This window comes from Ruegeria sp. AL2, from assembly GCF_056540845.1.
On record NZ_JBQFXM010000003.1, the window covers coordinates 127,545 to 153,230 of the forward strand.

Here is a 25,686-nt window from a genome sequence, read left to right on the forward strand (position 1 = left end):
CGTTGATCCTTAGCCCAGCCATTCGTCTTGTGCTTCGTCCATCAGTTCGTCCAGAACCTCGGTCAGGTAAGCCACGGTTTTTCTTGCCAGACTTCGCCCGGCGGCTGTGTCGCTTGGATAATGCAAACCGGCCCATTCGCGGTTTTCAGCAATCCGCTGGGCGCGGTGGAACAAAGCAACAGTGCCCGGATGTTCGGGGATCAGACGCGAGAACAGTTCGGCAATCGCGAAGGATTGGTAGGAGTGGTTCGAGGGGTAAGCCGCATGATAAGGCACCGGAAGAAAGGGCCGGATCAGCGGCTGGATAATATTGGGTCTGGGCCGGCTGAAGCGGTTCTTGTAGGTCAGGCCGATTTCATTCGTCAGTTCCAGCAGGATCGTCATCAGCGCGCGGGTCGCATCAAAGCCGCCCTTCTCGTCAATGCCCAGCGGACTGAGATATTCATCGATGCCAAAGCCTGCCTGCGCCACGATTTCCTCGCGCCGTGTTGCCTGATTTGACCACTTGAGCCGCCCTTGCAGGATCAGCAGGTATTCAGTTTCCTTCATGCTTTCGTCAGGGCCCGGTGGCGGCAGAAGATCGATATTTTCCCAGACCTTGCCCAGCAATCCGGATGCGGGCAGCATACCGATCCGGCACAGATCGCGCATCTCGCGCCAGCCGAAGGAGGCATCGCTGCCGCCGACGTCAAAATCGCTGCGGTTTCTGTTACGATTGCGATTTCTGTTTCGGTTCCGGTTTCTGTTACGATTGCGGTTTCTGTTGCGGTTTCGGTTCAGTGCGAATGCCGAAGATGCGCTCATCGCGACAGACGCCGCGCCGAGGGCAGAGCGTTTCCCGATCTCTTCGTCTTTCGCACCTTTTACACGGCTGTCAGACCTGAAGGGGTCGATGAATTCTTCGTTCTGCATGAACTCGGTAAGCTCGCGCAGTTTTTCAATATCCAGCAACTCGGGATCCAGATCATGAATGGCATTGAGGTAATCGATGAAGCTTTCCCTCTGCGCGTCGTAAATGAAATTGTCCAACGCCTTTCGATTGTCCCCCGGTGAGGCACCGAGACCACCGGTTCCGGCAAGGTTCATCAATTTCACCACCTTGCAGGAAATCAGCTCACCACGTCGGACCATCATTCCGAAACCGTTGAGCGTGGACACGTAAGACATAAGTAAACCCCCTACTTTTACCCCTACTTCAAGCGTGTTGCGGCAATCCGATCCTGGACAGGCCGCTTTCCATCAGTTGCGCGCTGAACCGTGTTGGCACCGGGAACCGATCCTGCTGGATGCAGGCCAGCGACATGTCCGGTTCCAGGTTGGTCAGCCGCTGCAAGGCGAACTCGCCTCGCTGCCGGTCACCTGCGTGCCCGTAAGCCGCAGCCAGATAGCGCATGACGGTTTTGAACTGCGGCTGAACCTCCATCACGGATTCTCCGAACCTGATGGATTTCTCGAACTCGCCATTGACCAGCGCGGCGACGCAACCGGCCCCGTCGAACAGGTGCCGGTATGGGCTGTGCCGCCCGATAAGCCGCGCCTTCTGCGCGGCTTCAACCGCCAGCGCCGGACGATCCGTGTAGCAATAAAGCATGGCGGCTGAATCCCAGCTCATCGCCCGATAAGGGCTGAGCTCGAGCGCGCGGTCGACCAGATCCTGCGCCACCGAAAACTCTCGGAACACGTAGGAATGCACGTGGGCGACAAGGCCCAGAACGGTGCCGTTATCCGGGTCAGCCTCGACCGCGCGGCGGGCCAGATCGCGCGCCTGCGCTTCCAGCGCGGCATCCCAGGTACCGTACCGTTCGCCGACCTTGAAGGTCGTGACATAGGCCAGCCACGCCAGATAGACCGGCTTGGGATCAAGCTCGTAAGCCGCCAGAATATCGGCCTCGAGCTGGTCCAGCCCCGGCCCGGTCATGGTCAGCAGGTGATGCACGGCGGCAACGGCGGTTTTCGCCGCGTGATGGGCGGCCGGGTCGCGCATGTGACGCCCGTTCAGCAAGGCCGTCAGCAAGGCGTCGGTGGCATAACTGATGAACGACGTCAGCCCAGAGCAGTTTTGACCCAAAAAGTCACCTTGATCGGCCACTACATTCTGGCTCCAGATCACTTTCCTGTCTTCCGACCGCATTGCTGTGGCGGACACTTGCAACATGCTGCCACAGGTCGAGGCGCGGCATTGCAGGAACAGGTCAGGCCCTGCCGACAAAGGTTCCTGCGGGAACGCAATCTGCGGCACCCGGTAATCCTGAACCTCAAGCGCTTCGGTTTCGGTAAGGGATTTGGACAGCTGTTCCGCAACGATGTTGGACACGAATGCCGCGGTTTCGGAACCACCCCCTACATCCGGAGACAACAGACCGATCACGAAATTCGGGCGCGGTAAGGTGAACGACAGCTGTTCTGACCGGAAAGCCGTTGGGTTGGCGGGAACAGGAACCGGCTGTTCTTTTCCGTCCTTCTCATAGGGGACGTCGATTGTCGCGCGTGCAACTTTAAACAGCTCGAGCGAGGCACCGATATTCTTGAGATTGGGCCGCCCGATCGAGTTGAACAGGAAATCCTGCCGCCCGCGCAGCGCATTGCGCACAACGCTTGAGACCAGAACCTCGCCGGATGACCCGACGCTTTCGATGCGCGCTGCCGTGTTCACGGCGTCACCGATGATCTGCTGGTCAACCTCGAACGTGTCGCCCAGATGTATCCCAATTCGATACCCTTTGGCGTACCGGTCAGGGGCATGGGTCAGGACATCCTGCACCCCCAGCGCAGTTTCGACGGCGGCACGCGCACTTGGAAAGACGGCGCATAGCCCGTCACCGGTCAGGCCGGTCACCCGGCCCCGAAAGCTGTTAACCAGATCGCTGACGCAGTTCAGATCGCGACGGATTCTGGCCAGCGTTTCAAGCTCGGCCTCGCGGACGGCGGCAGAGTAATCACATGCATCAAGGAACAGGATCGCCCTGAGCCGCGCCTTGGGAAGGTCGCTTGGATTGTTCAAATTCAGATTAATACCCATGATCGTGTCTCGGAACTCTTTAACTTGTTGAAATGTGCCACCCCGAAAACAGGCGGGCTGGCACGCATCAGAGGCGTGTTGTGATTGCAAATGCAGCCGACGGGTGTGAATGGCGCTGCATTGCGCGGGACGGGCCACGGGCCTGAATGGAAATCACGAGGCATTAATCGGCCCGCTGATGAGATTTGGTTTCTAAAATGCGTTAAGTTCAAAATAATAAGGGTTATTGTATTGTTTTAGTGAACTTCCGTCGACATATTTTTATTTTTGCACGTATTTTTCGGTGCAATTTGGCCAATTTACCCGGCATCTGTGGCGCTTGGTGCTTGGCGGGCAAGACGGGCTGATGCGGCAAGACTTCCCGTTAGGAGTGCGCGAGGGCTGACCCCGGTCAAGTCCTTGGCATTGGACCTTCCTGTTGCCGCTGAACCGGGCGGACAGTACGACGCAACAGCGGCTGACAGGTACCGGAAATCGATTCTCCAAAAAGTATCCGAACGTTGCCCGGCCCTCACCGTTTCTGCCGGTCAAGCCAGTCACCACTCTGTTTGGTGGCCCCACACGTGGCGGGATCAGGTGCCCTGCACAACCTGAACGGTGCCGCATTTTGACCGGACCCGAACGTGGTTTTCTGCGATCTGCGCCCTTCCAGCCCAGCCCCGAAACACCCGCGCAAAATCCCGACAACCAGCCCAAATCGGACCCCACGCAAGGGTGTCACCGCGCGCAAGCCCCGAATTTCCGGGAATCATTCACCTGACAACTAAATCCTTTGCCTCAGGCCCGATGCGCCGGGTTTCACCCTTGTCATCGCCGAAAATCCACGCCAAGGGCGGTGCATGAGGTTCGATACGATCATATTGGGCGCCGGAGCGGCAGGCATGATGTGCGCGGCCCGTTGCGGTGGGCGGGTGCTGGTGATCGACCACGCCAAGGCGCCGGGCGAGAAAATCCGCATCTCGGGCGGAGGGCGGTGCAATTTCACCAATATGTATGCAGGCCCGGACAACTTCCTGTCGCAAAACCCGCATTTCTGCAAATCCGCGCTGGCGCGGTTTACGCAGTGGGATTTTGTCGATCTGGTGAACCGGCACGGCATCAAATGGCATGAGAAAACGCTTGGGCAGTTGTTCTGTGATGGCTCTTCAAAGCAGATCATCCAGATGTTGCTGGACGAGATGAGCCGCGCCGGTGCCGAGCTGTGGGTGCAGACCGCGCTGCGTGATCTGCGCAAAGATGGCACCGGATTCGCGCTGGAGGTCGAGCGTGAGGGGCAGCGCCTGCATCTGACCTGTGCCAATCTGGTATTGGCCACGGGGGGCAAATCCATCCCCAAGATGGGCGCGACCGGGCTGGCCTATGACATTGCCCGGCAGTTTGGCCTGCGGGTGACCGACACCCGCGCGGCGCTGGTGCCATTCACCTTTTCGGATGGCCGGTTCAAGCACCTGTCCGGTGTTTCCCTGCCCGTGCGGCTTTCCAACAAACGCACAAGTTTTGACGAAGCGCTGTTGTTCACCCATCGCGGCCTCAGCGGGCCGTCCGTTTTGCAGCTGTCCTCTTATTGGCGCGAAGGTGAGGAGATCGGCGTGAACCTGATCCCCGAACTGCCCCTGTTCGATCTGCTGCGTGCGCAACGGCAAAACGCCGGGCGCAAGGCGCTGACAACGGAACTGGCGCGGCATCTGCCGTCCCGGCTGGTCGAGTATCTGAGCCAAGTCATTCCGATGTCCGGCAATCTGGCCGATCAGTCGGACGCGAAGCTGTCTGAACTGGTCGCGGCCCTGTCTGACTGGCGGCTGGTACCGTCGGGAACCGAAGGGTATCGCACTGCCGAGGTCACACTGGGCGGAATAGATACCGATGATCTGTCGTCGAAAACGATGGAGGCCAAGGATGTCCCTGGCCTCTATGCGATTGGCGAAGCGGTGGATGTCACCGGGTGGCTTGGCGGCTACAACTTTCAATGGGCGTGGTCATCAGGCCATGCCGCAGGTGTTGCCATTGCCGCCAGGCATTAACCTACACTTCCGTTTGCGCGGCATTAACCTACGACGTTGTAGCCGCGACCGCGCATGCAGTTGCGCACGATCACTTCCTGGTTCTGGGTGTTGCTGATCGCACTGGCACCCACACCGACCAGAGCACCGGCCGCCGCCGCACGGCCAAGATCGCTGGCGCTGTTGTCGATAATTGCCGTGGTTGCCGCAGCACCGGCCGCGCCGATGGCGGCAGCGCCCGCGGTGTTGCTGTCCAGCGTCGGACGGGACCGCGCCAGCGCCTGACAATTGGCCAGATCGGACTGGTAGTTCGGCCCCACAGGCCCGTCGATGATAGGAACATAATTTGCCCCGCTATTGGCACAGGCCCCGGCCAGCGCAACGACGGGAAGGATGGAGATAATTTTGCGTGCAGACATTTCCGCTTCCTCTTTATTGAACTTAAGGTGACGCAACCTCAATTCCAACAAAGTGTCAATCTGACTGAAAAATGTCCACATCTACTGGCGGGCTGTTGCAGATGCGACATTAGCCCAGCCGTTTTTGCACCTGCGCCGTGAAGTCATCGCCACGCTGTTCGAAATTGTCATATTGATCGAAACTTGCTGCTGCCGGGGCCAGCAGAACGGTCTCGCCCGCCTGCGCATCCGCCATGGCCTGCGCCACTGCCGCCTCCATCGTGGTACAAACCTGTGCGTCGGACGTCAGTTGCATCGCAAAGCCCGCCGCCTCACGACCGATAACATAGGCTTTGATCACCTGATCCGCTGCTGCGTTCAGGGCTGCGACACCGCCTTCCTTTTCAAGGCCGCCACAGATCCATCGGATATTTTTGAACGCAGTCAATGCTTTCAGGGCGCTGTCGACATTGGTCGCCTTGGAGTCGTTGACATAGGTAACCCCATCGGCCTCGGCGATGATCTGGCTGCGGTGGGGCAGGCCCGGGAACGAGTGCAGCGCGTCTTCGATCACGCGCGGGGCAAGGCCCAGCGACCGGCAGGCCGCATAAGCCGCGCAGGCGTTCTGGTGGTTATGGGCACCGGGAAGGCCCTTGATCGCGCGCAGGTCGATGGACCCGGCCTGCCGCCCCTTGCGGTATTCCGACAAAAACCCCTTGCGCGCAAAGACCTGCCATCCCGGCCCCGTCAGCTTTCGCGTTACCGAGATACGAATTACGCGGTCATCCGCTTGCCCTTCGGCCAGCTGGCCAGCCAGAAAGGCGCCTTCGGTTTCATCGATGCCGACGATCGCGCGGTCCGGGCCGCCTTCGGCAAAGAGGCGCCGTTTGGCCGCGAAATATCCCCCCATGCCACCGTGGCGATCCAGATGATCAGGCGAGAGGTTGGTGAACACCGCCACATCCGGGGTCAGCGCACGGGCCAGTTCCGTCTGATAGCTGGAAAGTTCCAGCACCACGACCGAACCATCGCCACCCGGATCGATATCCAGAACACCGCGCCCGATATTTCCGGCCAGCTGCGCCTCGCGCCCGGCCTCGGTCAGGATGTGATGGATCAGCGCTGCGGTGGTTGATTTCCCGTTCGAGCCGGTGACCGCGATGACCCGTGGCGGAGTGTCATAGTTGCTCCATTCCGGCCCCGCAAAAGAGCGGAAGAACAGCCCGATATCATTGTCCACAGGCACGCCTGCGTCCAAGGCTGCGGCAACCACGGGGTTGGGTTCGGGATAAAGATGCGGAATGCCCGGTGAAACGATGAGCGTGGCAATGGTGTCAAACGCCCCCTGTTTGCGCAGGTCGGCACAGGAGAATCCTTCGCCCTCGGCTATGGCGCGGGCTGTCGGGTTGTCATCCCAGCAGACCGGCTCCGCCCCGCCTGCGCGCAAGGCGCGTGCGGTTGCCAGACCGGACCGGCCCAATCCCAGAACCGCAACTTTCTGCCCTGAAAAGCCTTTGACCGGGATCATTCTAACCACCTTCTTTGATTTGGATTTGGAGGCCACACTGCACTGAAGAAAATTACAATGACAAGGGGCGTATCAGGCTCGTGCTGCGGCGCGAGCCGGGCCCAACAGGTGGCAGGAGGGCCGCAGCCCCTTCGAACCTGGCGGGAGCGTTACCGCACCTTCAGCGTTGCCAGACCGATCATCGCCAGAATCAGCGAGATGATCCAGAAGCGGATGACGATGGTAGGCTCGGCCCAGCCCTTTTTCTCATAATGATGATGGATCGGGGCCATCAGGAAGACCCGCTTGCCGGTGCGTTTGAAGTAGAGGACCTGAATGATCACGCTCAGCGCCTCGACCACGAACAGGCCGCCGACGACGGCCAGAACCAGCTCGTGCTTGGTGGCCACGGCAATGGCGCCCAGCGCGCCGCCCAGCGCCAGCGATCCGGTATCGCCCATGAAGACCGCCGCCGGGGGGGCGTTGTACCACAGAAATCCCAGACCCGCACCAAAGAGCGCTGAGGTGAAGATAAAGATCTCACCCGTACCGGGCACGTAATGCACGTCCAGATATTCGGTAAAGTCGACGCGGCCCACCGCATAGGCGATCACGCCCAGCGTCGAGGCGGCGATCATCGCTGGCATGATGGCCAGACCGTCCAGACCGTCGGTCAGGTTTACCGCGTTGGCGGCCCCTACGATCACGACAATCGAGAACGGGATATAGAAGATACCCAGATTGACCAGCGTGTCCTTGAACACCGGCACAGCCAGTTGATTCTGCAACGCTTCGGGGTGGTGCAACGTCGCCCAGAGCGCGGCCAGCACCGCGATGATCACGCCCAAGGCAAGGCGCATCCGCCCCGGAACGCCCTTGGTGTTCTGTTTCGACACCTTGGCATAGTCATCCGCGAATCCGATGGCCGCATAAGACAGGGTCACGAAAAGCACCATCCAGACGTAAGGGTTGTCCAGACGTGCCCAGACAAGGGTCGAGGTCACAAGAGCACCGACAATCAGCAACCCGCCCATTGTTGGCGTGCCTGCCTTGGAAAAATGCCCCTCGGGGCCATCATTGCGGATCGGCTGGCCCTTGCCCTGCTTTCTGCGCAGCACGTTGATCAGGGGCTTTCCGAAGATGAACCCAAAGATCAGTGCCGTCATGAAGGCACCGCCTGCGCGGAAGGTGATATACCGGAAGAGGTTCCAGAAATCCCCGCCATCCGACAGGGCGGTCAACCAGTACAGCATGACAATACCTTTCTCACACGAGGCGCATGGGCGTGATCACCCATCAAGCGCGCCCCCTTGCCCCATTTTGCGCAGACCGTCAACAATCGAGGCCAATCCCATGCTGAGAGAGCCCTTGGCCAGAACAGTATCGCCGTCCCTGACCAGCGACGGCAACCGTCCGGCCATCTCGGCGCTGGTTTCGGACCAGAGACCGCGTTTGGCAGGGGGCAGCGCGTGGTGCAATGCCCGCATCAACGGGCCGATACAATGCACCTGATCGACATGTGCCATCGCTTCGGCATCGGCCATGGCGGCGTGCATCGCCACTTCCTGTGTGCCCAGCTCTTTCATGTCGCCCAGAATGGCGATGCGGCGTTTGCCTTGTGAGGCAGCGAGTACATCCAGCGCGGCCTCCAGCGAGGTCGGGTTGGCGTTATAGCTGTCATCCAGCAGTTCGATCTGCCCGCCGCCGGGCAGAGGAATGCTTTCCCGTACGCCGCGCCCCTTGACCGGGGACCATGCGCGCAGACCTGCGACGGCGTCATCGAGATCAACACCCAATTCAACGCAGGCTGCCAAGGCCCCCAGCGCGTTCATGGCGAAATGCGTACCGGCAGAGTTCACCTCAAATCGGATTACCTGTTCACCAACGGCAGCCTCGGCTTTCACGGTGTTCGCCGCCTGCTGAACGTCGGTCAGCCGGTAATCCGTTGCGCCTTGGCCGAAATCCACGATTCCGGCCCCCTGCCCAAGCGCCGTTTGGCGCAGGATGTCTGCGTGGTCGATATCTGCATTGACGATTGCCGCGCCACCGGGTTCGAGCCCTTCAAAGATCGCTGCTTTTTCATGGGCGATACCAGCGACGGACTCGAAGGCTTCCAGATGCACCGCCGCCACGGTTGTAACCAGCGCCACATGCGGGCGGGCCTGCCGGGCCAGCGGGGCAATCTCGCCCGGATGGTTCATTCCGATCTCGATCACTGCGAATTCAGTGTTACACGGCATCCGTGCAAGGGTCAGCGGAACGCCCCAGTGGTTGTTGTAACTGGCCACGCTGGCATGGGTTTTGCCTAGTGTTTCGAGGATCACGGCCAGCATTTCCTTGGTCGATGTCTTGCCGACACTGCCGGTCACCCCCACCACACGCGCATTCGTTCTGGCGCGTGCCGCCTGCCCCAAAGCCTCGAGCCCCGCCTGAACATCATCGACGATCAGCAGTGGCGCATCCGGCGATACGTTGTCGGGAATATGCGAGACCAAAGCCGCGCCCGCGCCTTTCTCAAGCGCTTGGGCCACGAATTCATGCCCGTCCCGCGCCGCTTTCAGCGCAACAAACAGATCACCGGGTTGAAGGGTTCGCGTGTCGATGGAGACACCATCAGCGGTCCAATCGGTCGTGACCCGCCCGCCCGTTGCCTGAGCGGCCTCGGATGCTGTCCAGAGCGTCATGCGACCCTCCCGTCCAGCGCGGCGACGGAAATGCTGGCCTGTTCCACATCATCAAAGGGCAGCACCTGATCGCCGACGACCTGCCCGGTTTCGTGGCCCTTGCCCGCAATCAGCAGTGCGTCGCCGGGTTGCAGGGCATCGATGCCGCGCAGAATGGCTTCGGCGCGGTCGCCGACCTCGGTCACGCTGACGTCGCCCGCTGCCTCGAGTGCACCTGCCATGACGGCGGCGCGGATGGCGGCGGGATCTTCGCTGCGCGGGTTGTCATCGGTGACGAAAACCATATCCGCATAGTTCGAGGCCGCCCTGCCCATCAGCGGGCGTTTCGTGGCATCGCGGTCGCCGCCCGCGCCGACAATGGCAATCAGGCGGCCCATCACATGCGGACGCAGCGCCTTGAGGGCGGTGGCCACGGCGTCGGGGGTGTGCGCGTAATCCACAAAAACCGTCGCGCCGTTGTCGCGGGTTGCGGCCAGCTGCATACGCCCGCGCACGGTGGTCAGATGCGGCAGTGTTTCAAAAACCCGTTCGGGGCTGTCGCCCGCAGCAATCACCAGACCGCAAGCCAGCAGGATGTTTTCGGCCTGGAACCCTCCGATCAGGTTCAGGCGGGTCTGGAAGGTTCGGCCCTGCCACGCAAATCGCAGGTCCTGCCCGGTGGCATCGAACCGCTGGTTGATCAGGCACAGATCGGCGTCGCCCAACCCGACGGTCAACACCGATTGACCGCGCGCCTCGGCGATCCGGCGGACCCGAGACCCCTTGGGATCGCTCAGATTGATAACCGCGGTGCCATCCTGTGGCAGAACCCGGTCGAACAACCCGGCCTTGGCTGCGAAATACGCTTCAAAAGTCTCGTGGTAATCCAGATGGTCCTGCGTGAAGTTCGAAAACCCGGCAGCGGTCAGGTGCACACCATCCAGGCGGCGCTGTTCGAGGCCGTGGGACGAGGCCTCCATCGCGGCATGGGTCACGCCGTTTTCGGCGGCTTCCGCCAGACAGCGATGCAAGGTGATCGGCTCGGGCGTAGTATGGGCCAGCGGCGCGGTCCATGCCCCTTCGACACCGGTTGTCCCAAGGTTGACGGCCGCGTGGCCCAGTTCGGTCCAGATCTGGCGCACAAAGGTGGCAACCGAGGTTTTTCCGTTGGTTCCGGTGACTGCGACAATGGTCTGCGGCATCGCGCCGAACCACAGGGCGGCGGCCCCGGCCAGCGCCTGACGCGGGTCTTCGACAACCACCAGCGCCGCATCCGACACCGCAAGTTCAGCTGCTGCGATTCTCGCCCCTTCGGCATCGGTCAGGATGGCGGCGGCCCCCATGCGCAGGGCGTATTGGATGAACGAACCACCATGAACCCGCGTGCCCGGAAGGGCTGCGAACAGGAAACCGTCTTTCACCTCGCGGCTGTCGACGGCCAGACCGGTGATCTCGGGGTTTACCCCGCCTCGCGCGGTCAGGGCCAGTTGGCTGAGTTTCTTTGACCTTGTGCCCATGACCCACCTCTTACCGGACAGCCTAGTTTGAGGTCAGCGTTATAGCAGCGCCCGCCTCAGGCTCAAGCCGGGGACGCAAGCCCAGCAGAGGTGCCACGCGACCAATAAGTTCGGCAGCTACAGGCACTGCTGTCCAGCCTGCGGTGCGGCGTTTTTCACCGTAAGCCACGATCGAGGGTTCATCCAGCGTGACGATCAGAACATATTTCGGATCGTAGGCCGGGAAGATCGTTGCGAAAGTTGCGATGACCTTGTCTTCGTAATACCCGCCGCGTGGCTTGGGCTTGTCTGCCGTGCCGGTCTTGCCAGCCACGTCATACCCTTGCACTTCGCCAAAGCTGGCAGTGCCATCCGTCACCACCTTACGCAGCATTTTCTGCGCCTGACGCGCGGTTCCCTGCGACATCACGCGGGGGCCGTATTGCGGGCCGTTCTGGCGCAGGATGGTCGGGCTGACATAGTGCCCGCCATTGGCAATCGCCGCATATCCCGCCGCCAGATGCATCGGGCTGGTTGACAGGCCATGGCCGTAGGAGATGGTCACGGTGCTCAGCTCGCCCCATTTCTTCGGCATCAGCGGCACACCACCCTTGGCTTCGACAATCTCGAACGGAGTCGGTTCGAACATGCCGAGCGCGTTCAGAAAGTCCTGCTGCCGCTGCGCACCGATCTGCAACGCCAGACGCCCGGTGCCACGGTTCGAGCTGTGGACGATCACATCCGCCACGCTGATCTTGCCGTAATTCTTGCCGTTGAATTCACCAATCGGGAAGCGCCCGATCTTCATCGGGCCGGATGTATCGATGATGGTGTTCGAGTTTACCAGCCCAAGCTCGACCGCCTGCGCGGCGGTGAAAATCTTGAAGACCGACCCCAGTTCGTACACGCCTTGCACATAGCGGTTGAACAGCGGGCTGTCTGAGGGATCAAACCCCGCGGTCGGCGGGCGCGGACGATCATTGGGATCGAATGAGGGCAGCGAGGCGGCGGATACAACCTCGCCCGTATGCGCATTCATCAGAACCGCCGACGCGCCCTTGGCATTCATGATCTTCATACCGCCATAGAGCACTTGTTCGACCGCGGCCTGAATGGTCAGGTCCAGCGACAGTTGCAGCGGCTTGTTGCCGTTGGCGGGATCGCGCAGATAGTCGTCAAACTGCTTTTCCACCCCGGCCACACCGATCACCTCGGCGGCGCTGACGCCCTCGCGGCCAAAGCCGGAGCCGCCAAGGATGTGCGCGGCCAGCTTGCCATTGGGATAGAGGCGCATTTCGCGCGGGCCAAACAGGATGCCGGGATCACCGATGTCGTGCACGGCCTGTTTCTGTTCGGGCGAGATGCGTTTCTTGATCCACAGGAACTTGCGGTTGCCGGTGAAGTCCTTGACCAGACGCTCTTTATCCAGATCGGGGAAGATCGCGACCAGCTGATCTGCTGCCGCAATCGGGTCGATCATCAGCGGTGGCTGCGCGTAGACGGAATAAGTGTCCAGATTGGTTGCCAGAATGCGCCCTTCGCGGTCGACGATATTGGCGCGCTGCATGGCAATCGCAGCCCCCGGCGCATTGGCCAGCGGCTCCTGCGCCTCGGACGTTGCCAACATACCCATGCGGACGCCAACCACCGTGAAAGCGCAAAAGAAGAACAACCCCAGCACCAGCAGACGCCCTTCGGCGCGGGCGCGGGCGCGGTCTTTCATGTCTTCGTGGCGCTTGCGGATGTTTTCACGCTCGATCGCCTTTGGGTTTTCGCCCCGGGCGCGGGCGTCAAGGATACGGGCCAGTGGGCGAAGGGGCGTGCGCGTCATGGGATCTGCACCTCGCCCAAGGCCTGAATGTCGGTGATGGCCTGCAATTCAATCGGGTCAACGATGGGCAGGTCAGGATCCTCGGCAAAGGCAATCTGGTCGGCGCGCCCGAACTGTTCGGCCCGCAGAGGCAGCAGACCAAGACGTTCAAAATTCAGGTCTGCCAGTTCTCGCAGCCGGTCGGGGCGGTTCAAATAGGCCCATTCGGCGTTCAGGACCGCCAGCCGCACCTGCGCCATGCCGATCTCGCGTTGCAGGGATTGCGTTTCTTTCACCACCTGTTGGGTGCGATAATTCTCCTGATAGGCCCAAAGCGCCAATCCGAACACGGACAGGGCAGTCAACACATACAAAACACTCTTCATCTTGCCCTTCCCCCCAGTTGAGGCGCTCCAATGGCGCGGGCCTCAATTTCCCCCGCCGGAGCATCGGTACGGATCGCAACACGCAGCTTGGCCGAGCGCGCGCGCGGGTTTTCCTGCAATTCCTGTTCGTCGGGCCCCACCGCCTTGCGGGTCTTCAGCGTAAATTGCGGCTGGTCCTGTTCCATCTCGGGCGCATAGCGGTTCGCACGCCCTGTCTTGCCCGCGCGCGACTGAAAGAACCGTTTGACCATCCGGTCCTCGATGGAATGGAAGGTGACAACGGCCAGCTGCCCACCGGGTTTCAGCGCACGTTCGGCAGCCATAAGGCCCTGAAACAGCTCTTCATATTCGGCATTCACCGCGATCCGCAGGCCCTGAAAACTGCGCGTTGCGGGATGCGATTGCCCCGGTTTCGGACGCGGCAGGCAGGATTCGACAATCTCGGCCAGTCGCAGGGTTGTTGTGATCGGCGCCTCGGTTCGTGCCCTGACAATCGCCTTGGCAATCCGGCGGCTGGCGCGTTCTTCGCCATAGTGGAACAGGATATCGGCCAGTTGCGCCTCGGTCGCGGTGTTTACCAGATCGGCGGCGCTTTCGCCTTGCTGGCTCATCCGCATATCCAGCGGACCGTCCTTCATGAAGGAAAACCCGCGCTCGGCCTGATCCAGCTGCATCGAGGACACGCCAAGATCCAGTACAACGCCGTCCAGGTCCTGCGCGTATTCGTCCATGCGCGAGAATACGCCGGGCTGCATCACCAGCCGGTCGCCGTAATCCTGCGCCCAATCTGCCGCCATTTCAAAGGCCAGCGGGTCTCGGTCTACACCGATAACCTTGTCTGCCCCGGCCTCCAACAGCCCGCGCGTGTAGCCGCCCGCGCCAAACGTGCCGTCCAGCCAAATGCCAGTGACCGGCGCAACCGCAGCCAGCAAGGGGCGCAGCAGAACGGGAATATGTGGTTTTTCAGATGAGGACGCAGCGCCGGCCATGCCGTTACGCATCCCCGGTGCCATCTAGGAACTGCATCGGATCAAAATCGTCCGGCAGATCATCCATCCATTCTTCGGTCTTGGCCAGTTCCTCGACCTCGTAGGTCTCGGGTTTCCAGATCTGAAAGGTGTCACCTGCGGCAATAAAGAACGCCTCACCTTCAAGGCCGATCTTGCTGCGCAGCTTGGCGGGCAGCACAAGACGCCCGGTTTCGTCCACGTTGGTCGGGAAGGACTGACCGTGGAACATGCGCTGCAACATCCGCCGCTGCATCGAGCCACGCGGCAAGGCATCGATCTTGGCATCAACCTCGTCAATCGCCTGCATGGTATAACATTCAAGGAACTTGCGGCGGTGGTCGCCATAGACAATCACCAGTTCAGGGTTGTCACCGGGCTGCCAGTTGGGATCGGACGATTCAAGCACACGGCGAAACGAGGCCGGGATCGACACCCTGCCCTTCGTATCCACCTTGTGGTGGCTCTCACCTCTAAACCTGCGCGCCAAGACGACTGTCCCTTTCGCTTGCGCCCCACCTTGAATTCACGGCCCCCCCCCGGATGAAAAACGGCGGGTTGATCTGCTGCCACTGATCAACCCGCCGCATTGACCCGCTAAGCGGGATGTCCAGCTGCGCGCGCCACCTGGGGGGATGTCTGCTCGCCCGCGCGCCGGATCTCTTGGTTGATGAAAGCGAGATGCCTGTATGAAACCTGAATATTTTTGGTCGGGGTCGTTTGGTGCCCCTGCTGCCTCGTCCTCATCGGATGTATTAGGGATGACATGGGAATTCATGGAAATCAATAGGAAACTTGCGCAGCGTGTCATGAGGAACACGGCCAGAGCGGAATATCATTGAAGGATTCGAGTCCCACGACACCAGTTTTAGCGTGTTATGAGAAACACGCCCCAATATATAGAAAATTCTGCGGCCGAATTTTTTCCCGCGATTTCCCAAGAATTTTGCCAGCTTTTCTTTTGGACTGGAAATATTAGCCCCAAATGCACAATCAGCCCTTCGAATCGTTCAGAATTTCGGATCGCTTTCCAGTATTCTCCCCCGCGCGACCACATCGCCCCATGATTTCCCACGAGCGATTTACCCATGCCTTGTCAACATCAGAACGGATATGTTTTGCCCATTTTCCCGCCGAGTGCGCTCAATTCAAAGGCAGGCTATCGGGAAGGGCCAGATGCCGCCGACAAAGCTGACCTAGGGTCGACCCCATATTTTCAAGGCGCATCGCGGCAGGAAGAAAAAACTGAGCCAATCTATGCATTTGCTGCATAGCAGCATTGATGTCGTGACCTATTGTGCAATTGCAGCATTTGCCTATCTTCAGTCTCAAGCAAGGGCCGGACGATACCGGCAAGACAAAAAGATACGGATGAAGAGCATGGCAGTCGCAAGCACGCATACAGCAGTAAAGTACGCACCGGCGTTTGGTTTTGGCGCAGTTTTGGAAAACGCAAAGACCCGGTTCGTACGCTATCGCCTGTACCGCCAGACCGTCAATGAACTTTCCGCTCTGTCGAACCGCGAGCTAGCCGATCTTGGCCTGCACCGCTCGATGATCCGCCGCGTTGCCATGCAGGCAGCGAGCGAACAATCCGCGCGATAAGCGCAACACGCATACTGAGATCAGGCCCTTCCTCCTCCCTTAGGGTCTGTAATCAGCGGCAGCGTCTTCCTCCTCCCTGACGTTGCCGCACCTTATACCGGCTTCAACCCGCCGGACACGGATACATCGGGGCTTCCTCCTCCCTGCCTTGATGTTGAAAGAGCGCGGCGATGTCTTCCTCCTCCCTGACATCGCCGCGTCTTCCTCATACCGGGCTCAAACCTGGGTTCGCATACATCAGGGCTCTCCTCCTCCCTGCTCTGATGTTGACAAGACGGCGGTTCCCTCTCCTCCTCCCTGGGAACCGCCGTTTTTTGTTTTTCAGACACTGGTGTAGGATGGCATCCTGACTTCTGATGCGGAGGACGCCATGGCCGCCTATTTCATTGCGCAGATCAACATTCACGACCCCGACGGGTACCAGGGCTATCTGGCAGGTTTCATGCCGATCTTCGACCGCCACGGCGGTCGCCTGCTGACGGTCTCATCCAAACCGGTTGAACGGATCGAAGGCGATTGGCCAGAAGGCGGGATTGTGTTGATGGAGTTTCCGGATCTTGCAGCGGCGAAAGCCTGGAAGGACGACCCGGATTACATCGAACTGGCGAAGATCCGAAAGGCCACCGCAACCACCAATCTGGTTCTGGTCGACGGGATATGACGCCTCAGAACGGGACGTCATCCTTGTTGGTCAGAAAACGCGAGACCACTTTCTTGATGCCCGCCTTGTCGAAATCAACCTCGACCTTGTCACCTTCGATCCCGATCACCGCGCCATAACCGAATTTCTGGTGAAACACCCGCTCGCCCAGCGTGAAACTGGCCAGTGCGGTGGCGTCGATCACCGTGTTGCGGCTTTCGCGGGGTTGCGACATGCCATATTGGCCCTGCCGCGCCTGCAACCGCCTCCAGCCCGGCGAGTTATAGACATTGGCTTCGGCCGCACGTGTTTCTATGCCCGCCGACTGATGACCGCCGCCATAAAGGCCCGGAGGTGTCAGCACCTCGACATGGTCCTCGGGCAACTCGTCAATGAACCGTGACGGCATCGAGTTCTGCCATTGCCCGAATACCCGCCGGTTTGCGGCGAAGGAAATCGTACAAACCTCTTCGGCGCGGGTGATGCCGACATAGGCCAGACGGCGTTCTTCCTCGAGTCCTTTGAGGCCGGTTTCGTCCATCGACCGCTGCGAGGGGAACAGCCCGTCTTCCCACCCCGGCAGGAAAACGACGGGAAACTCCAGCCCCTTGGCCGCGTGCAGGGTCATGATCGAGACTTTAGCGCCGTCACCATCCTGCTCATTGTCCATGACCAGGCTGACATGTTCCAGAAACCCTTGCAGGTTTTCGAAATTGTCCAGTTGGTTGACCAGTTCCTTGAGGTTTTCCAGACGCCCCGGCGCTTCGGGGGTCTTGTCGTTCTGCCAATGGGCCGTATAGCCGGATTCGTCGAGAATGATCTGGGCCAGTTCGATATGGGTATGCTCGGGCGCGCCATATCGGATCGGCGAAACCCCATCATCGATAACAGTGTCATCATCGACCTCAATCAGGGGACCGCGTGTCATCGCATTCCACCGGGCTAACCCGTCGATCAATTCGCGCAGCGCTTTGCCGCCCTTGCCCTTGATCAGCCCATTGTCGACTGCGATCCGGGCACCTTCGACCAGAGACACGCCGTTCTCACGCGCCACAATCTGAATGGTCTGCTGCGCCTTGTCGCCCAATCCGCGTTTCGGCGTATTCACGATCCGCTCGAACGCCAGATCATCCTCGGGGCTGGTCACCAGTCGGAAATAAGCCATGGCATCGCGGATCTCCATCCGCTCGTAGAAACGCGGGCCGCCGATCACCTTATAGGGCAGACCGATGGTCAGGAACCGGTCCTCGAAGGCGCGCATCTGGTGCGAGGCACGGACGAGAATCGCCATCTCATCAAGGTTCATCGGACGGATACCGCGCGTCCCGCCCTGCATCGCGTCGATTTCCTCACCGATCCAGCGGGCCTCTTCCTCGCCATCCCAATGGCCGATCAGGTTGACCTTGTGGCCGTCTTTGGCATCGGTCCACAGCTCTTTACCCAAACGGCTTTCGTTGCCCCGAATGACGTTGGAAGCTGCCGCCAGAATATGTGGGGTCGAGCGGTAGTTTTGTTCCAGCCGCACCACGTAGGCACCGGGAAAGTCCTTTTCGAACCGCAGGATGTTGCCGACCTCGGCCCCGCGCCAGCCATAGATCGACTGGTCGTCATCGCCCACGCAGCAGATGTTCTTGTGCCCCCCGGCCAGCAGGCGCAACCACAGGTACTGGGCAACGTTGGTATCCTGATACTCATCCACAAGGATGTAGCGGAACCAGCGCTGGTATTGTTCCAGAACATCCGGATGGGTCTGAAAAATCGTGACCATGTGCAACAGCAGGTCGCCGAAATCCACCGCATTCAGCTCGCGCAGGCGAGTCTGGTATTGGGCGTAAAGTTCAATGCCCTTGTTGTTATAGGTCCCGGCATCCGCCACAGGCACCTTGTCGGGCGTCAGCGCACGGTTTTTCCAGTCGTCGATGATCCCCGCCAGCATCCGCGCCGGCCAGCGTTTGTCATCGATATTGGCGGCCCGAACCAATTGCTTGAGCAGGCGCAGCTGGTCGTCGCTGTCCAGAATTGTGAAGTTCGATTTCAGATCGACCAGCTCCGCGTGGCGGCGGAGCAGTTTGACGCAAATGGAATGGAAGGTGCCCAGCCATGGCATTCCTTCGGCGGGCTGGCCCAGCAAGCGGCCTACTCGTTCTTTCATCTCGCGCGCGGCCTTGTTGGTGAAGGTCACCGACAGAATCTCGTTCGGGCGCGCGCGCGCCGTGTTGAGCAGATGCGCAATCCGGGCCGTCAGCGCCTTGGTCTTGCCAGTCCCCGCCCCGGCCAGCATCAGAACCGGGCCGTCCAGACGTTCGACCGCGTCACGTTGCGCCGGGTTCAGATCATCCAGATAGGGCGAAGGGCGCACGGCCATAGCCCGCGCCGACAGGGATGCGCCTTCGAAGGCGTCCATTTCGTCAAAACTGCTCATGCCCCCAAACTACGCCGGATGATCGCCAAGGGAAAGAGTTTGTTCACGGCTTGTTCGCGGGGATTTTTCACGTCTTTTTGCATTCAATTCTAAACAAAGATGCCGCTGCCCTGTAGGGCTGTTAACCCTCTGTCAAGTCCTGACCCGGATGCTGGTTCCATGGCTGCGGGAGTGGAACAGATGGAAGCGACGGAACTGGAGGGCGGGTCGTCACGTCTGAAACTTGTGGGTGTGACCTTGATTCTGATCGCGCTGACAGCGGCAGCGGGATGGGGGATTTATGCGACCCCTGCCCCGGTTGTAGACCGCATGTTGGAATCGGACCTGCGAAAAGACGCCAAGCGGTTAAGCCGTCAGGTCGAAAGCCATCTGAACAATCTGGATGCAACGTTTCGGTTCCATGAGTTGAACGAGCATGACGCGGAATTCCTGATGCTGTTGCCCGAAACCTCGGATATTTATCGGTTCAAGCTGTTTGACGCATCCGGTCAGGTGTTCTGGTCGACCCGGGCAAACGATATTGGGGCCGTGAATACAAAACCTTACTTCCAGTCGGTCGTCGCCGCCGGAAGGGTCTACTACAACCACGAAGAAAAGCCCGCGACAGAGGTTGATTCATTTGACAACGACCCCGCCAAGCGAACCGGCCCGGGCAGCCGCCATGTGGCAGAAGTCTATACGCCGATCACCGTGGATGGCGTATTCCTGGGCGCTATCGAGTTCTATTCGGACATCACCGATCTCAGGACCCTGTTCATTACCCGTGTGCGTTGGTCGTTGGTGTTTCTTAGCGGTGTCGCGCTGCTAGCACTGACCACTGTCATACTGATTGTCCACCGCACCAACCGCCGCCAGATGCGTGATTTGCGCAAACGGGCCGTGAAAGAACGCGAACTGATGGGAGAGCAGCTTCGCCTGGCGCGTGAGGTGCGCCTGCTGGGCGAGTTGAACGAATGGCTGCAATCAAGCCGCTCACTGGATGAGCTTTTTGACATGGTGGCGCGCTTTATGACCCATATCCTGCCCGAGGCCGAGGGAAGCGTGTACGTCTATTCCAACTCGCGCGATGTGCTGGACGGATGTGCCAGCTGGAACGGGGGAACGCATAAATCTCATATCCATCCGGAAGGATGCTGGGGTTTGAGGCGCGGTCGGACTTATGAGTTCGGTGCCTCAGAGATCGATTTTGTCTGCGAACATGCCGAACCGCATGACGGACGGCCCTATTTCTGTTTTCCCATTCTGGCCCACGGGGAAACCGTTGGCCTGTTGCATCTGCGCGCGGCGGAGGGGCGAGAGGCCTGTTTCCATAAAAGCCGCAAACTGGCGCAGCTGTGCGCCGAACAGATCAGCATGGCAATCGCCAATATCCGTATGCGCGATCAACTGCATGACCAGTCGGTGCGCGACCCGCTGACCGGGCTGTTCAACCGCCGCCACATGACCGAGACATTGCGCAAGGCCATCAGCCGCAGCCAGCAGACCGGCGCAGCGCTGAGCCTGATTGCCGTGGACGTGGACCACTTCAAGAAATTCAACGACACGCACGGTCATGACGCCGGAGACATGGTGTTGCGCGCGGTCGGCGCGGCGCTGGAACAGGGTTGCGACCGGGACGAGATCGCCTGCCGCATCGGCGGCGAGGAATTCATGCTGATTCTGCCCGACAACAGCCCCGAAGATGCCATGACCCGTGCCGAGCAGTTGCGCCAGTCGGTCGAGGCGGTCATTGTCCGCTATGGTGAAAAGGCCCTGCCCCGTATCACAATCTCGGTCGGGGTCGCGCATTACCCCGCCCACGGCACCATGCCGCAGGATTTGATGCGTGCCGCGGATGATGCGCTGTATGTCGCCAAGGACAAGGGGCGCAATCAGGTTCACGTCGCCGCCGGGGCGCTGGAGCAGGCAAGGCGCGTTCCTGCAACGGGTAAACGCCCATCGCCGGAAGCCGCTTGAAAACCTTGCCGAATCGCCCCGCAGGTCGGATCAATCCTTATGGACCTGCACAGTACCTATCCCGGCATTCCCGATCTGAAACGCCGCGCACGCCGTCGGCTGCCGCACTTCGTGTGGGAATATATCGACAGTGGCACCGGGATTGAAACGACGCGGCATCGCAATCGAAAGGCGCTGGATGATGTCCGCCTGAGCCCCTCGATCCTGCATGGGGAACTTGAATTCGATACGTCGGTGAAAATCTTGGGCGGCACCTGTCCTTTGCCCTTCGGTATTGCACCGATCGGGATGTCCGGTCTGGTCTGGCCTGATGCGGAGCGGTTGCTGGCACAGGCCGCCGCCAAGGCAGGCATTCCCTATTCGCTATCAACGGTGGCCAGTCAGAGCCCAGAAGACCTGGCCCCCTATCTGGGAGAGACCGCGTGGTTCCAGCTGTATCCACCAAGGGACCCAGAAATTCGCATGGACATGCTGAACCGGGCGCGCGGGGCCGGATTTCGAACCCTGGTTCTGACCGCTGACGTCCCTGTCGCCTCGCGCAGGGAGCGGCAAACACGCTCGGGCCTGCGGCAGCCGCCGAAACTGACACCGCGCCTGCTGGTACAGATCGCCCAAAGACCCGCCTGGGCTTTGGGTATGCTGCGCAGCGGTGTTCCGCACATGCGCACTCTGGACAAATATATCGATGACCCTGGTGATTTGCCGCCGACGGCCCATGTCGGATACCTGCTGCGGACCTCGCCGGATCTGGATTACGTCAAATGGCTGCGCGATCATTGGGAAGGGCCGTTTGTCGTGAAAGGCATCCTGCGCCCCGAGGATGCAGACAGGCTGGAACAGGTGGGTGTGGACGCCCTGTGGGTGTCGAATCACGGGGGCAGACAGTTTGATGCGGCCCCGGCCAGCATCGAGGTTCTTCCCGCGATCCGGAACGCGACCCGCCTGCCGCTGATTTTCGACAGCGGTGTCGAAGGCGGGCTGGATATCCTGCGTGCACTATCGCTGGGCGCGGACTTTGTCATGCTGGGGCGTGCTTTTTTGTACGGTCTTGCGGCACTTGGCGCAAAAGGCCCCGCGCATGTGACCGATATCCTGAGGCAGGATCTGCACGCGAATATGGGTCAGATGGGACTGGCCGATTTATGTCAGTTTGAGACGAAACGCTAAATTATTGATGCTGCAACGCGGCATCCCTATAAGTGTGCCGAGGCCAAAGGGCGTTTGCGAGCGATAACATGCCGGTTCTACCCAGAAGAACGGATGTACCTGTGCGTATTCTCCGCCCAATAAGACGCCCAAACACCAAAGACCGGGACCTGATATGACAGACTTCAACAAGATCCTGATCGCCAATCGCGGCGAGATTGCCATCCGCGTCATGCGCGCAGCAAACGAGATGGGCAAACGCACCGTCGCTGTTTACGCTGAAGAAGACAAACTGGGCCTGCACCGGTTCAAGGCGGATGAGGCCTATCAGATTGGCGAGGGCATGGGTCCGGTCGCGGCGTATCTGTCGATTGACGAGATCATCCGCGTGGCCAAACACTGCGGCGCGGATGCGATCCATCCGGGCTATGGCCTGCTGTCCGAAAACCCGGATTTCGTGGATGCCTGTGTCAAAAACGGCATCACCTTCATCGGCCCCCGGGCCGAGACCATGCGTGCACTGGGTGACAAGGCCAGCGCGCGGCGCGTAGCCATCGCGGCCGGTGTGCCTGTCATTCCGGCCACCGAAGTTCTGGGTGATGACATGGACGCGATCCGCAAGGAGGCCGCCGAGATCGGATACCCGCTGATGCTCAAGGCGTCCTGGGGCGGCGGCGGGCGCGGGATGCGCCCGATCCAGTCGGAGGATGAGCTGGAAGAAAAGGTTCTGGAAGGCCGCCGCGAGGCTGAGGCCGCCTTTGGCAATGGCGAAGGCTATCTGGAAAAGATGATCATCCGTGCCCGCCATGTCGAGGTGCAGATCCTGGGCGACAAGCATGGTGAGATTTATCATCTGTACGAACGCGACTGCTCGGTCCAGCGCCGGAACCAGAAGGTCGTCGAACGTGCCCCTGCCCCTTACCTGTCCGAAGATCAGCGCGCCGAGATTTGCGAACTGGGCCGCAAGATCTGTGCCCATGTGAATTACGAATGCGCAGGCACTGTCGAGTTCCTGATGGATATGGAGACGGGCAAGTTCTACTTCATCGAGGTAAACCCGCGCGTACAGGTCGAACACACGGTCACCGAAGAGGTCACCGGCATCGATATCGTTCAAGCGCAGATCCTGATCGCCGAGGGCAAAACGTTGGCCGAAGCCACCGGTGCCGCCAGTCAGGCAGAGGTGCATCTGAACGGTCACGCGCTGCAGACACGGATCACCACAGAAGACCCGCAGAACAACTTCATCCCCGACTACGGGCGTATCACCGCCTACCGCTCGGCCACGGGCATGGGCATTCGTCTGGATGGCGGCACGGCCTATGCGGGCGGGGTGATTACGCGGTATTACGACTCGCTGCTGACAAAGGTCACTGCCTGGGCGCCGACACCTGAGAAGGCGATCAGCCGGATGGACCGCGCCCTGCGCGAGTTCCGTATTCGCGGCGTCAGCACCAATATCGATTTCGTTATCAACCTGCTGAAGCACCCAACCTTCCTGTCGAATGAATACACCACCAAATTCATCGACACGACGCCGGATCTGTTTGCCTTCAAACGCCGCCGCGACCGAGGCACCAAGGTTCTGACCTATATCGCCGATATCACTGTCAATGGTCATCCCGAAACCAAGGGCCGCCCCGAACCTCGTGCCGACCTGAAAGTCGCCAAGCCCCCCGCGCCGAAGGCTGAGCCGCGGATGGGCACGCGCAACCTGCTGGAGCAGAAAGGCCCGCAGGCCGTGGCGGACTGGATGAAAGCGCAGCGGCAGCTGCTGATCACCGACACCACTATGCGCGACGGACACCAGTCGCTGCTGGCGACCCGGATGCGGTCGATCGACATGATCAAGGTGGCGCCAACCTATGCCGCGAACCTGCCGCAGCTGTTCTCGGTCGAGTGCTGGGGCGGTGCGACGTTCGACGTGGCCTACCGCTTCCTGCAGGAATGCCCATGGCAGCGTCTGCGCGACCTGCGTGAGGCAATGCCGAACCTGATGACGCAGATGCTGCTGCGGGGTGCGAACGGGGTTGGTTACACCAATTACCCCGACAACGTGGTGCAGGAATTCGTGCGCCAGGCATCGAAAAACATTGATGTCTTCCGCGTCTTCGACTCGCTGAACTGGGTCGAGAACATGCGTGTTGCGATGGATGCTGTTATCGACAATGGCAAGATCTGCGAGGGCACCGTTTGTTATACCGGCGATATTCTGGATCCTGATCGCGCCAAATATAACCTGAAATACTATGTCGGCATGGCCAAGGAACTGCGCGACGCAGGCGCGCATATTCTGGGTCTGAAGGATATGGCGGGCCTGTTGAAACCGGCCTCGGCCAAGATTCTGATCCGGGCTCTGAAGGAAGAGGTTGGGTTGCCGATCCACTTCCACACCCATGACACGGCCGGCATCGCCAGCGCCACCATCCTTGCCGCCTCTGAGGCGGGTGTGGACGCGGTGGATTGCGCAATGGACAGCTTCAGCGGCAACACCTCCCAGGCGACGCTGGGCACCGTGGTCGAGGCCCTGCGCCACACCGACCGCGACACCGGGCTGGACATCAAGGCGATCCGCGAGATCAGCGATTACTTCGAGGCCGTGCGCGGTCAATATGCGGCCTTCGAATCGAGCCTGCAGGCCCCGGCGTCCGAGGTGTATCTGCACGAGATGCCGGGCGGTCAGTTCACCAACCTCAAGGCGCAGGCGCGCAGTCTGGGTCTGGAAGAGCGCTGGCACGAGGTCGCGCAGATGTACGCCGATGTGAACCAGATGTTCGGCGATATCGTAAAGGTAACGCCGTCGTCGAAAGTTGTTGGCGACATGGCCCTGATGATGGTCAGTCAGGGCCTGACCCGCGAGCAGGTCGAGGATCCGGCGACGGATGTGGCCTTTCCCGACTCGGTCGTCGACATGATGCGCGGCAATCTGGGTCAGCCTCCGGGAGGATTCCCGAACACCATCATCAAGAAGGTGCTGAAGGACGAGGCCCCCAACACCCATCGTCCCGGCAAGGACGTGCCTGCCGTCGATCTTGAAGCCACCCGCGCCGAGCTGTCCAAGCAGTTGGAAGGCAAAGAGGTCGATGACGAGGATCTGAACGGGTACCTGATGTATCCCAAGGTGTTTCTGGATTACATGGGCCGTCACCGGATTTACGGCCCGGTCCGTACCCTTCCCACGCGCACCTTCTTTTACGGTATGGAGCCCGGCGAAGAGATCACGGCCGAGATCGACCCCGGCAAGACGCTGGAAATCCGGTGTCAGGCCATCGGCGAGACGGATGAAAAAGGCGAGGTCAAGGTGTTCTTCGAACTCAACGGCCAGCCGCGTGTGATCCGGGTGCCGAACCGGATGGTCACATCAACCACACAGGCGCGCCCAAAGGCCGAGGTCGGCAACCCCGATCATGTCGGTGCGCCGATGCCGGGTGTTGTGGCCACGGTTACCGTCACCGCAGGCCAGCAGGTCAAGGAAGGCGACATGCTGCTGACCATCGAGGCAATGAAGATGGAAACCGGTATCCATGCCGAGCGTGATGCGACAGTCAAAGCCGTGCATATCCAGCCCGGCGGCCAGATTGACGCAAAGGACCTTCTGATCGAACTGGAATAAGACGGAAAACAACCTAAT

General features: G+C 60.3%; 18 protein-coding genes. 6 read left to right on the forward strand and 12 right to left on the reverse strand.

Translation table 11 applies throughout. From position 1 onward, the window contains the following. Positions 1-9: 9 nt before the first annotated feature. Complete coding sequence (locus tag ACR0ID_RS06445) at positions 10-1,167, reverse strand: phosphatase PAP2 family protein (protein WP_480604449.1); 1,158 nt, start codon at positions 1,165-1,167, stop codon at positions 10-12. Positions 1,168-1,195: 28 nt separating this feature from the next. Continuing rightward, positions 1,196-3,019 carry an adenylate/guanylate cyclase domain-containing protein gene (locus ACR0ID_RS06450; protein ID WP_480516290.1) on the reverse strand — a complete coding sequence of 608 codons (1,824 nt, stop codon included), beginning with the start codon at positions 3,017-3,019 and terminating at the stop codon, positions 1,196-1,198. An 839-nt stretch (positions 3,020-3,858) separates the two neighbouring features. Between ACR0ID_RS06450 and ACR0ID_RS06455 the strand changes: the two genes are divergently transcribed. Continuing rightward, on the forward strand, positions 3,859-5,040 hold the full coding sequence (locus ACR0ID_RS06455) for a BaiN/RdsA family NAD(P)/FAD-dependent oxidoreductase (RefSeq protein ID WP_480604451.1): 1,182 nt from the start codon (positions 3,859-3,861) through the stop codon (positions 5,038-5,040). Positions 5,041-5,063: 23 nt separating this feature from the next. Here ACR0ID_RS06455 and ACR0ID_RS06460 read toward each other — a convergent pair whose 3' ends face one another. The 9 genes from ACR0ID_RS06460 to mraZ form a co-directional block, all read right to left on the reverse strand. Beyond that, positions 5,064-5,438, reverse strand: a complete 375-nt coding sequence (locus tag ACR0ID_RS06460) for a glycine zipper family protein (RefSeq protein WP_480604453.1) — start codon at positions 5,436-5,438, stop codon at positions 5,064-5,066. Between the two features lie 109 nt (positions 5,439-5,547). After that, positions 5,548-6,945 carry a UDP-N-acetylmuramoyl-L-alanine--D-glutamate ligase gene (gene murD, locus ACR0ID_RS06465; RefSeq protein ID WP_480604455.1) on the reverse strand — a complete coding sequence of 466 codons (1,398 nt, stop codon included), beginning with the start codon at positions 6,943-6,945 and terminating at the stop codon, positions 5,548-5,550. A 149-nt stretch (positions 6,946-7,094) separates the two neighbouring features. Continuing rightward, a complete protein-coding gene (gene mraY / locus ACR0ID_RS06470) occupies positions 7,095-8,177 on the reverse strand; it encodes a phospho-N-acetylmuramoyl-pentapeptide-transferase (RefSeq protein WP_480475931.1) in 1,083 nt (360 codons plus the stop codon). Between the two features lie 36 nt (positions 8,178-8,213). After that, positions 8,214-9,608, reverse strand: a complete 1,395-nt coding sequence (locus ACR0ID_RS06475) for a UDP-N-acetylmuramoyl-tripeptide--D-alanyl-D-alanine ligase (RefSeq protein WP_480604457.1) — start codon at positions 9,606-9,608, stop codon at positions 8,214-8,216. After that, the gene (locus tag ACR0ID_RS06480; protein ID WP_480604459.1) at positions 9,605-11,104 is read right to left on the reverse strand and encodes a UDP-N-acetylmuramoyl-L-alanyl-D-glutamate--2,6-diaminopimelate ligase; all 1,500 of its coding nucleotides are present in this window, start codon (positions 11,102-11,104) and stop codon (positions 9,605-9,607) included. Before ACR0ID_RS06480 ends, ACR0ID_RS06475 begins: the two co-directional genes overlap by 4 nt. 22 nt (positions 11,105-11,126) lie before the next feature. After that, complete coding sequence (locus ACR0ID_RS06485) at positions 11,127-12,914, reverse strand: peptidoglycan D,D-transpeptidase FtsI family protein (RefSeq protein ID WP_480475925.1); 1,788 nt, start codon at positions 12,912-12,914, stop codon at positions 11,127-11,129. Beyond that, on the reverse strand, positions 12,911-13,279 hold the full coding sequence (ftsL, locus tag ACR0ID_RS06490) for a cell division protein FtsL (RefSeq protein WP_209504535.1): 369 nt from the start codon (positions 13,277-13,279) through the stop codon (positions 12,911-12,913). The genes ACR0ID_RS06485 and ftsL overlap by 4 nt, the downstream gene beginning before the upstream one ends. Further along, positions 13,276-14,268 (reverse strand): 16S rRNA (cytosine(1402)-N(4))-methyltransferase RsmH, encoded by a 993-nt coding sequence (gene rsmH / locus ACR0ID_RS06495; protein WP_480604461.1) that lies wholly within the window; start codon positions 14,266-14,268, stop codon positions 13,276-13,278. The genes ftsL and rsmH overlap by 4 nt, the downstream gene beginning before the upstream one ends. A gap of 4 nt (positions 14,269-14,272) precedes the next feature. Next, complete coding sequence (gene mraZ / locus ACR0ID_RS06500; RefSeq protein ID WP_209504537.1) at positions 14,273-14,776, reverse strand: division/cell wall cluster transcriptional repressor MraZ; 504 nt, start codon at positions 14,774-14,776, stop codon at positions 14,273-14,275. Between the two features lie 890 nt (positions 14,777-15,666). Between mraZ and ACR0ID_RS06505 the strand changes: the two genes are divergently transcribed. Together ACR0ID_RS06505 and ACR0ID_RS06510 are read left to right on the forward strand one after the other, a co-directional pair. Next, positions 15,667-15,891, forward strand: a complete 225-nt coding sequence (locus ACR0ID_RS06505; RefSeq protein ID WP_480604463.1) for a DUF1127 domain-containing protein — start codon at positions 15,667-15,669, stop codon at positions 15,889-15,891. 370 nt (positions 15,892-16,261) lie between these two features. Beyond that, positions 16,262-16,552, forward strand: coding sequence for a DUF1330 domain-containing protein (locus ACR0ID_RS06510; protein WP_480475919.1), 291 nt, complete (start codon positions 16,262-16,264; stop codon positions 16,550-16,552). Positions 16,553-16,556: 4 nt separating this feature from the next. Here the strand turns inward: ACR0ID_RS06510 and ACR0ID_RS06515 are convergent, their stop codons facing one another. Continuing rightward, on the reverse strand, positions 16,557-18,953 hold the full coding sequence (locus ACR0ID_RS06515) for an ATP-dependent helicase (protein ID WP_480604465.1): 2,397 nt from the start codon (positions 18,951-18,953) through the stop codon (positions 16,557-16,559). Between the two features lie 159 nt (positions 18,954-19,112). Here ACR0ID_RS06515 and ACR0ID_RS06520 point away from each other — a divergent pair, with 159 nt between their 5' ends. From ACR0ID_RS06520 to ACR0ID_RS06530, 3 genes are all read left to right on the forward strand, one after another. Further along, a complete protein-coding gene (locus tag ACR0ID_RS06520) occupies positions 19,113-20,909 on the forward strand; it encodes a sensor domain-containing diguanylate cyclase (protein WP_480604467.1) in 1,797 nt (598 codons plus the stop codon). A 39-nt stretch (positions 20,910-20,948) separates the two neighbouring features. After that, positions 20,949-22,076: an alpha-hydroxy acid oxidase gene (locus ACR0ID_RS06525; protein ID WP_480604469.1), complete on the forward strand. Its 1,128-nt coding sequence runs from the start codon at positions 20,949-20,951 to the stop codon at positions 22,074-22,076. A gap of 154 nt (positions 22,077-22,230) precedes the next feature. Then, positions 22,231-25,668: a pyruvate carboxylase gene (locus ACR0ID_RS06530; RefSeq protein ID WP_480604471.1), complete on the forward strand. Its 3,438-nt coding sequence runs from the start codon at positions 22,231-22,233 to the stop codon at positions 25,666-25,668. Positions 25,669-25,686: the final 18 nt, after the last annotated feature.

What these genes read in the sequence shown, in the direction of transcription:
- ACR0ID_RS06445 (WP_480604449.1), bottom strand. Translation starts at nt 1,167, where the DNA reads ATGTCTTACGTGTCCACGCTCAACGGTTTCGGAATGATGGTCCGACGT.
- ACR0ID_RS06450 (WP_480516290.1), bottom strand. Translation starts at nt 3,019, where the DNA reads ATGGGTATTAATCTGAATTTGAACAATCCAAGCGACCTTCCCAAGGCG.
- ACR0ID_RS06455 (WP_480604451.1), top strand. Translation starts at nt 3,859, where the DNA reads ATGAGGTTCGATACGATCATATTGGGCGCCGGAGCGGCAGGCATGATG.
- ACR0ID_RS06460 (WP_480604453.1), bottom strand. Translation starts at nt 5,438, where the DNA reads ATGTCTGCACGCAAAATTATCTCCATCCTTCCCGTCGTTGCGCTGGCC.
- murD (WP_480604455.1), bottom strand. Translation starts at nt 6,945, where the DNA reads ATGATCCCGGTCAAAGGCTTTTCAGGGCAGAAAGTTGCGGTTCTGGGA.
- mraY (WP_480475931.1), bottom strand. Translation starts at nt 8,177, where the DNA reads ATGCTGTACTGGTTGACCGCCCTGTCGGATGGCGGGGATTTCTGGAAC.
- ACR0ID_RS06475 (WP_480604457.1), bottom strand. Translation starts at nt 9,608, where the DNA reads ATGACGCTCTGGACAGCATCCGAGGCCGCTCAGGCAACGGGCGGGCGG.
- ACR0ID_RS06480 (WP_480604459.1), bottom strand. Translation starts at nt 11,104, where the DNA reads ATGGGCACAAGGTCAAAGAAACTCAGCCAACTGGCCCTGACCGCGCGA.
- ACR0ID_RS06485 (WP_480475925.1), bottom strand. Translation starts at nt 12,914, where the DNA reads ATGACGCGCACGCCCCTTCGCCCACTGGCCCGTATCCTTGACGCCCGC.
- ftsL (WP_209504535.1), bottom strand. Translation starts at nt 13,279, where the DNA reads ATGAAGAGTGTTTTGTATGTGTTGACTGCCCTGTCCGTGTTCGGATTG.
- rsmH (WP_480604461.1), bottom strand. Translation starts at nt 14,268, where the DNA reads ATGGCCGGCGCTGCGTCCTCATCTGAAAAACCACATATTCCCGTTCTG.
- ACR0ID_RS06505 (WP_480604463.1), top strand. Translation starts at nt 15,667, where the DNA reads ATGGCAGTCGCAAGCACGCATACAGCAGTAAAGTACGCACCGGCGTTT.
- ACR0ID_RS06510 (WP_480475919.1), top strand. Translation starts at nt 16,262, where the DNA reads ATGGCCGCCTATTTCATTGCGCAGATCAACATTCACGACCCCGACGGG.
- ACR0ID_RS06515 (WP_480604465.1), bottom strand. Translation starts at nt 18,953, where the DNA reads ATGAGCAGTTTTGACGAAATGGACGCCTTCGAAGGCGCATCCCTGTCG.
- ACR0ID_RS06520 (WP_480604467.1), top strand. Translation starts at nt 19,113, where the DNA reads ATGGCTGCGGGAGTGGAACAGATGGAAGCGACGGAACTGGAGGGCGGG.
- ACR0ID_RS06525 (WP_480604469.1), top strand. Translation starts at nt 20,949, where the DNA reads ATGGACCTGCACAGTACCTATCCCGGCATTCCCGATCTGAAACGCCGC.
- ACR0ID_RS06530 (WP_480604471.1), top strand. Translation starts at nt 22,231, where the DNA reads ATGACAGACTTCAACAAGATCCTGATCGCCAATCGCGGCGAGATTGCC.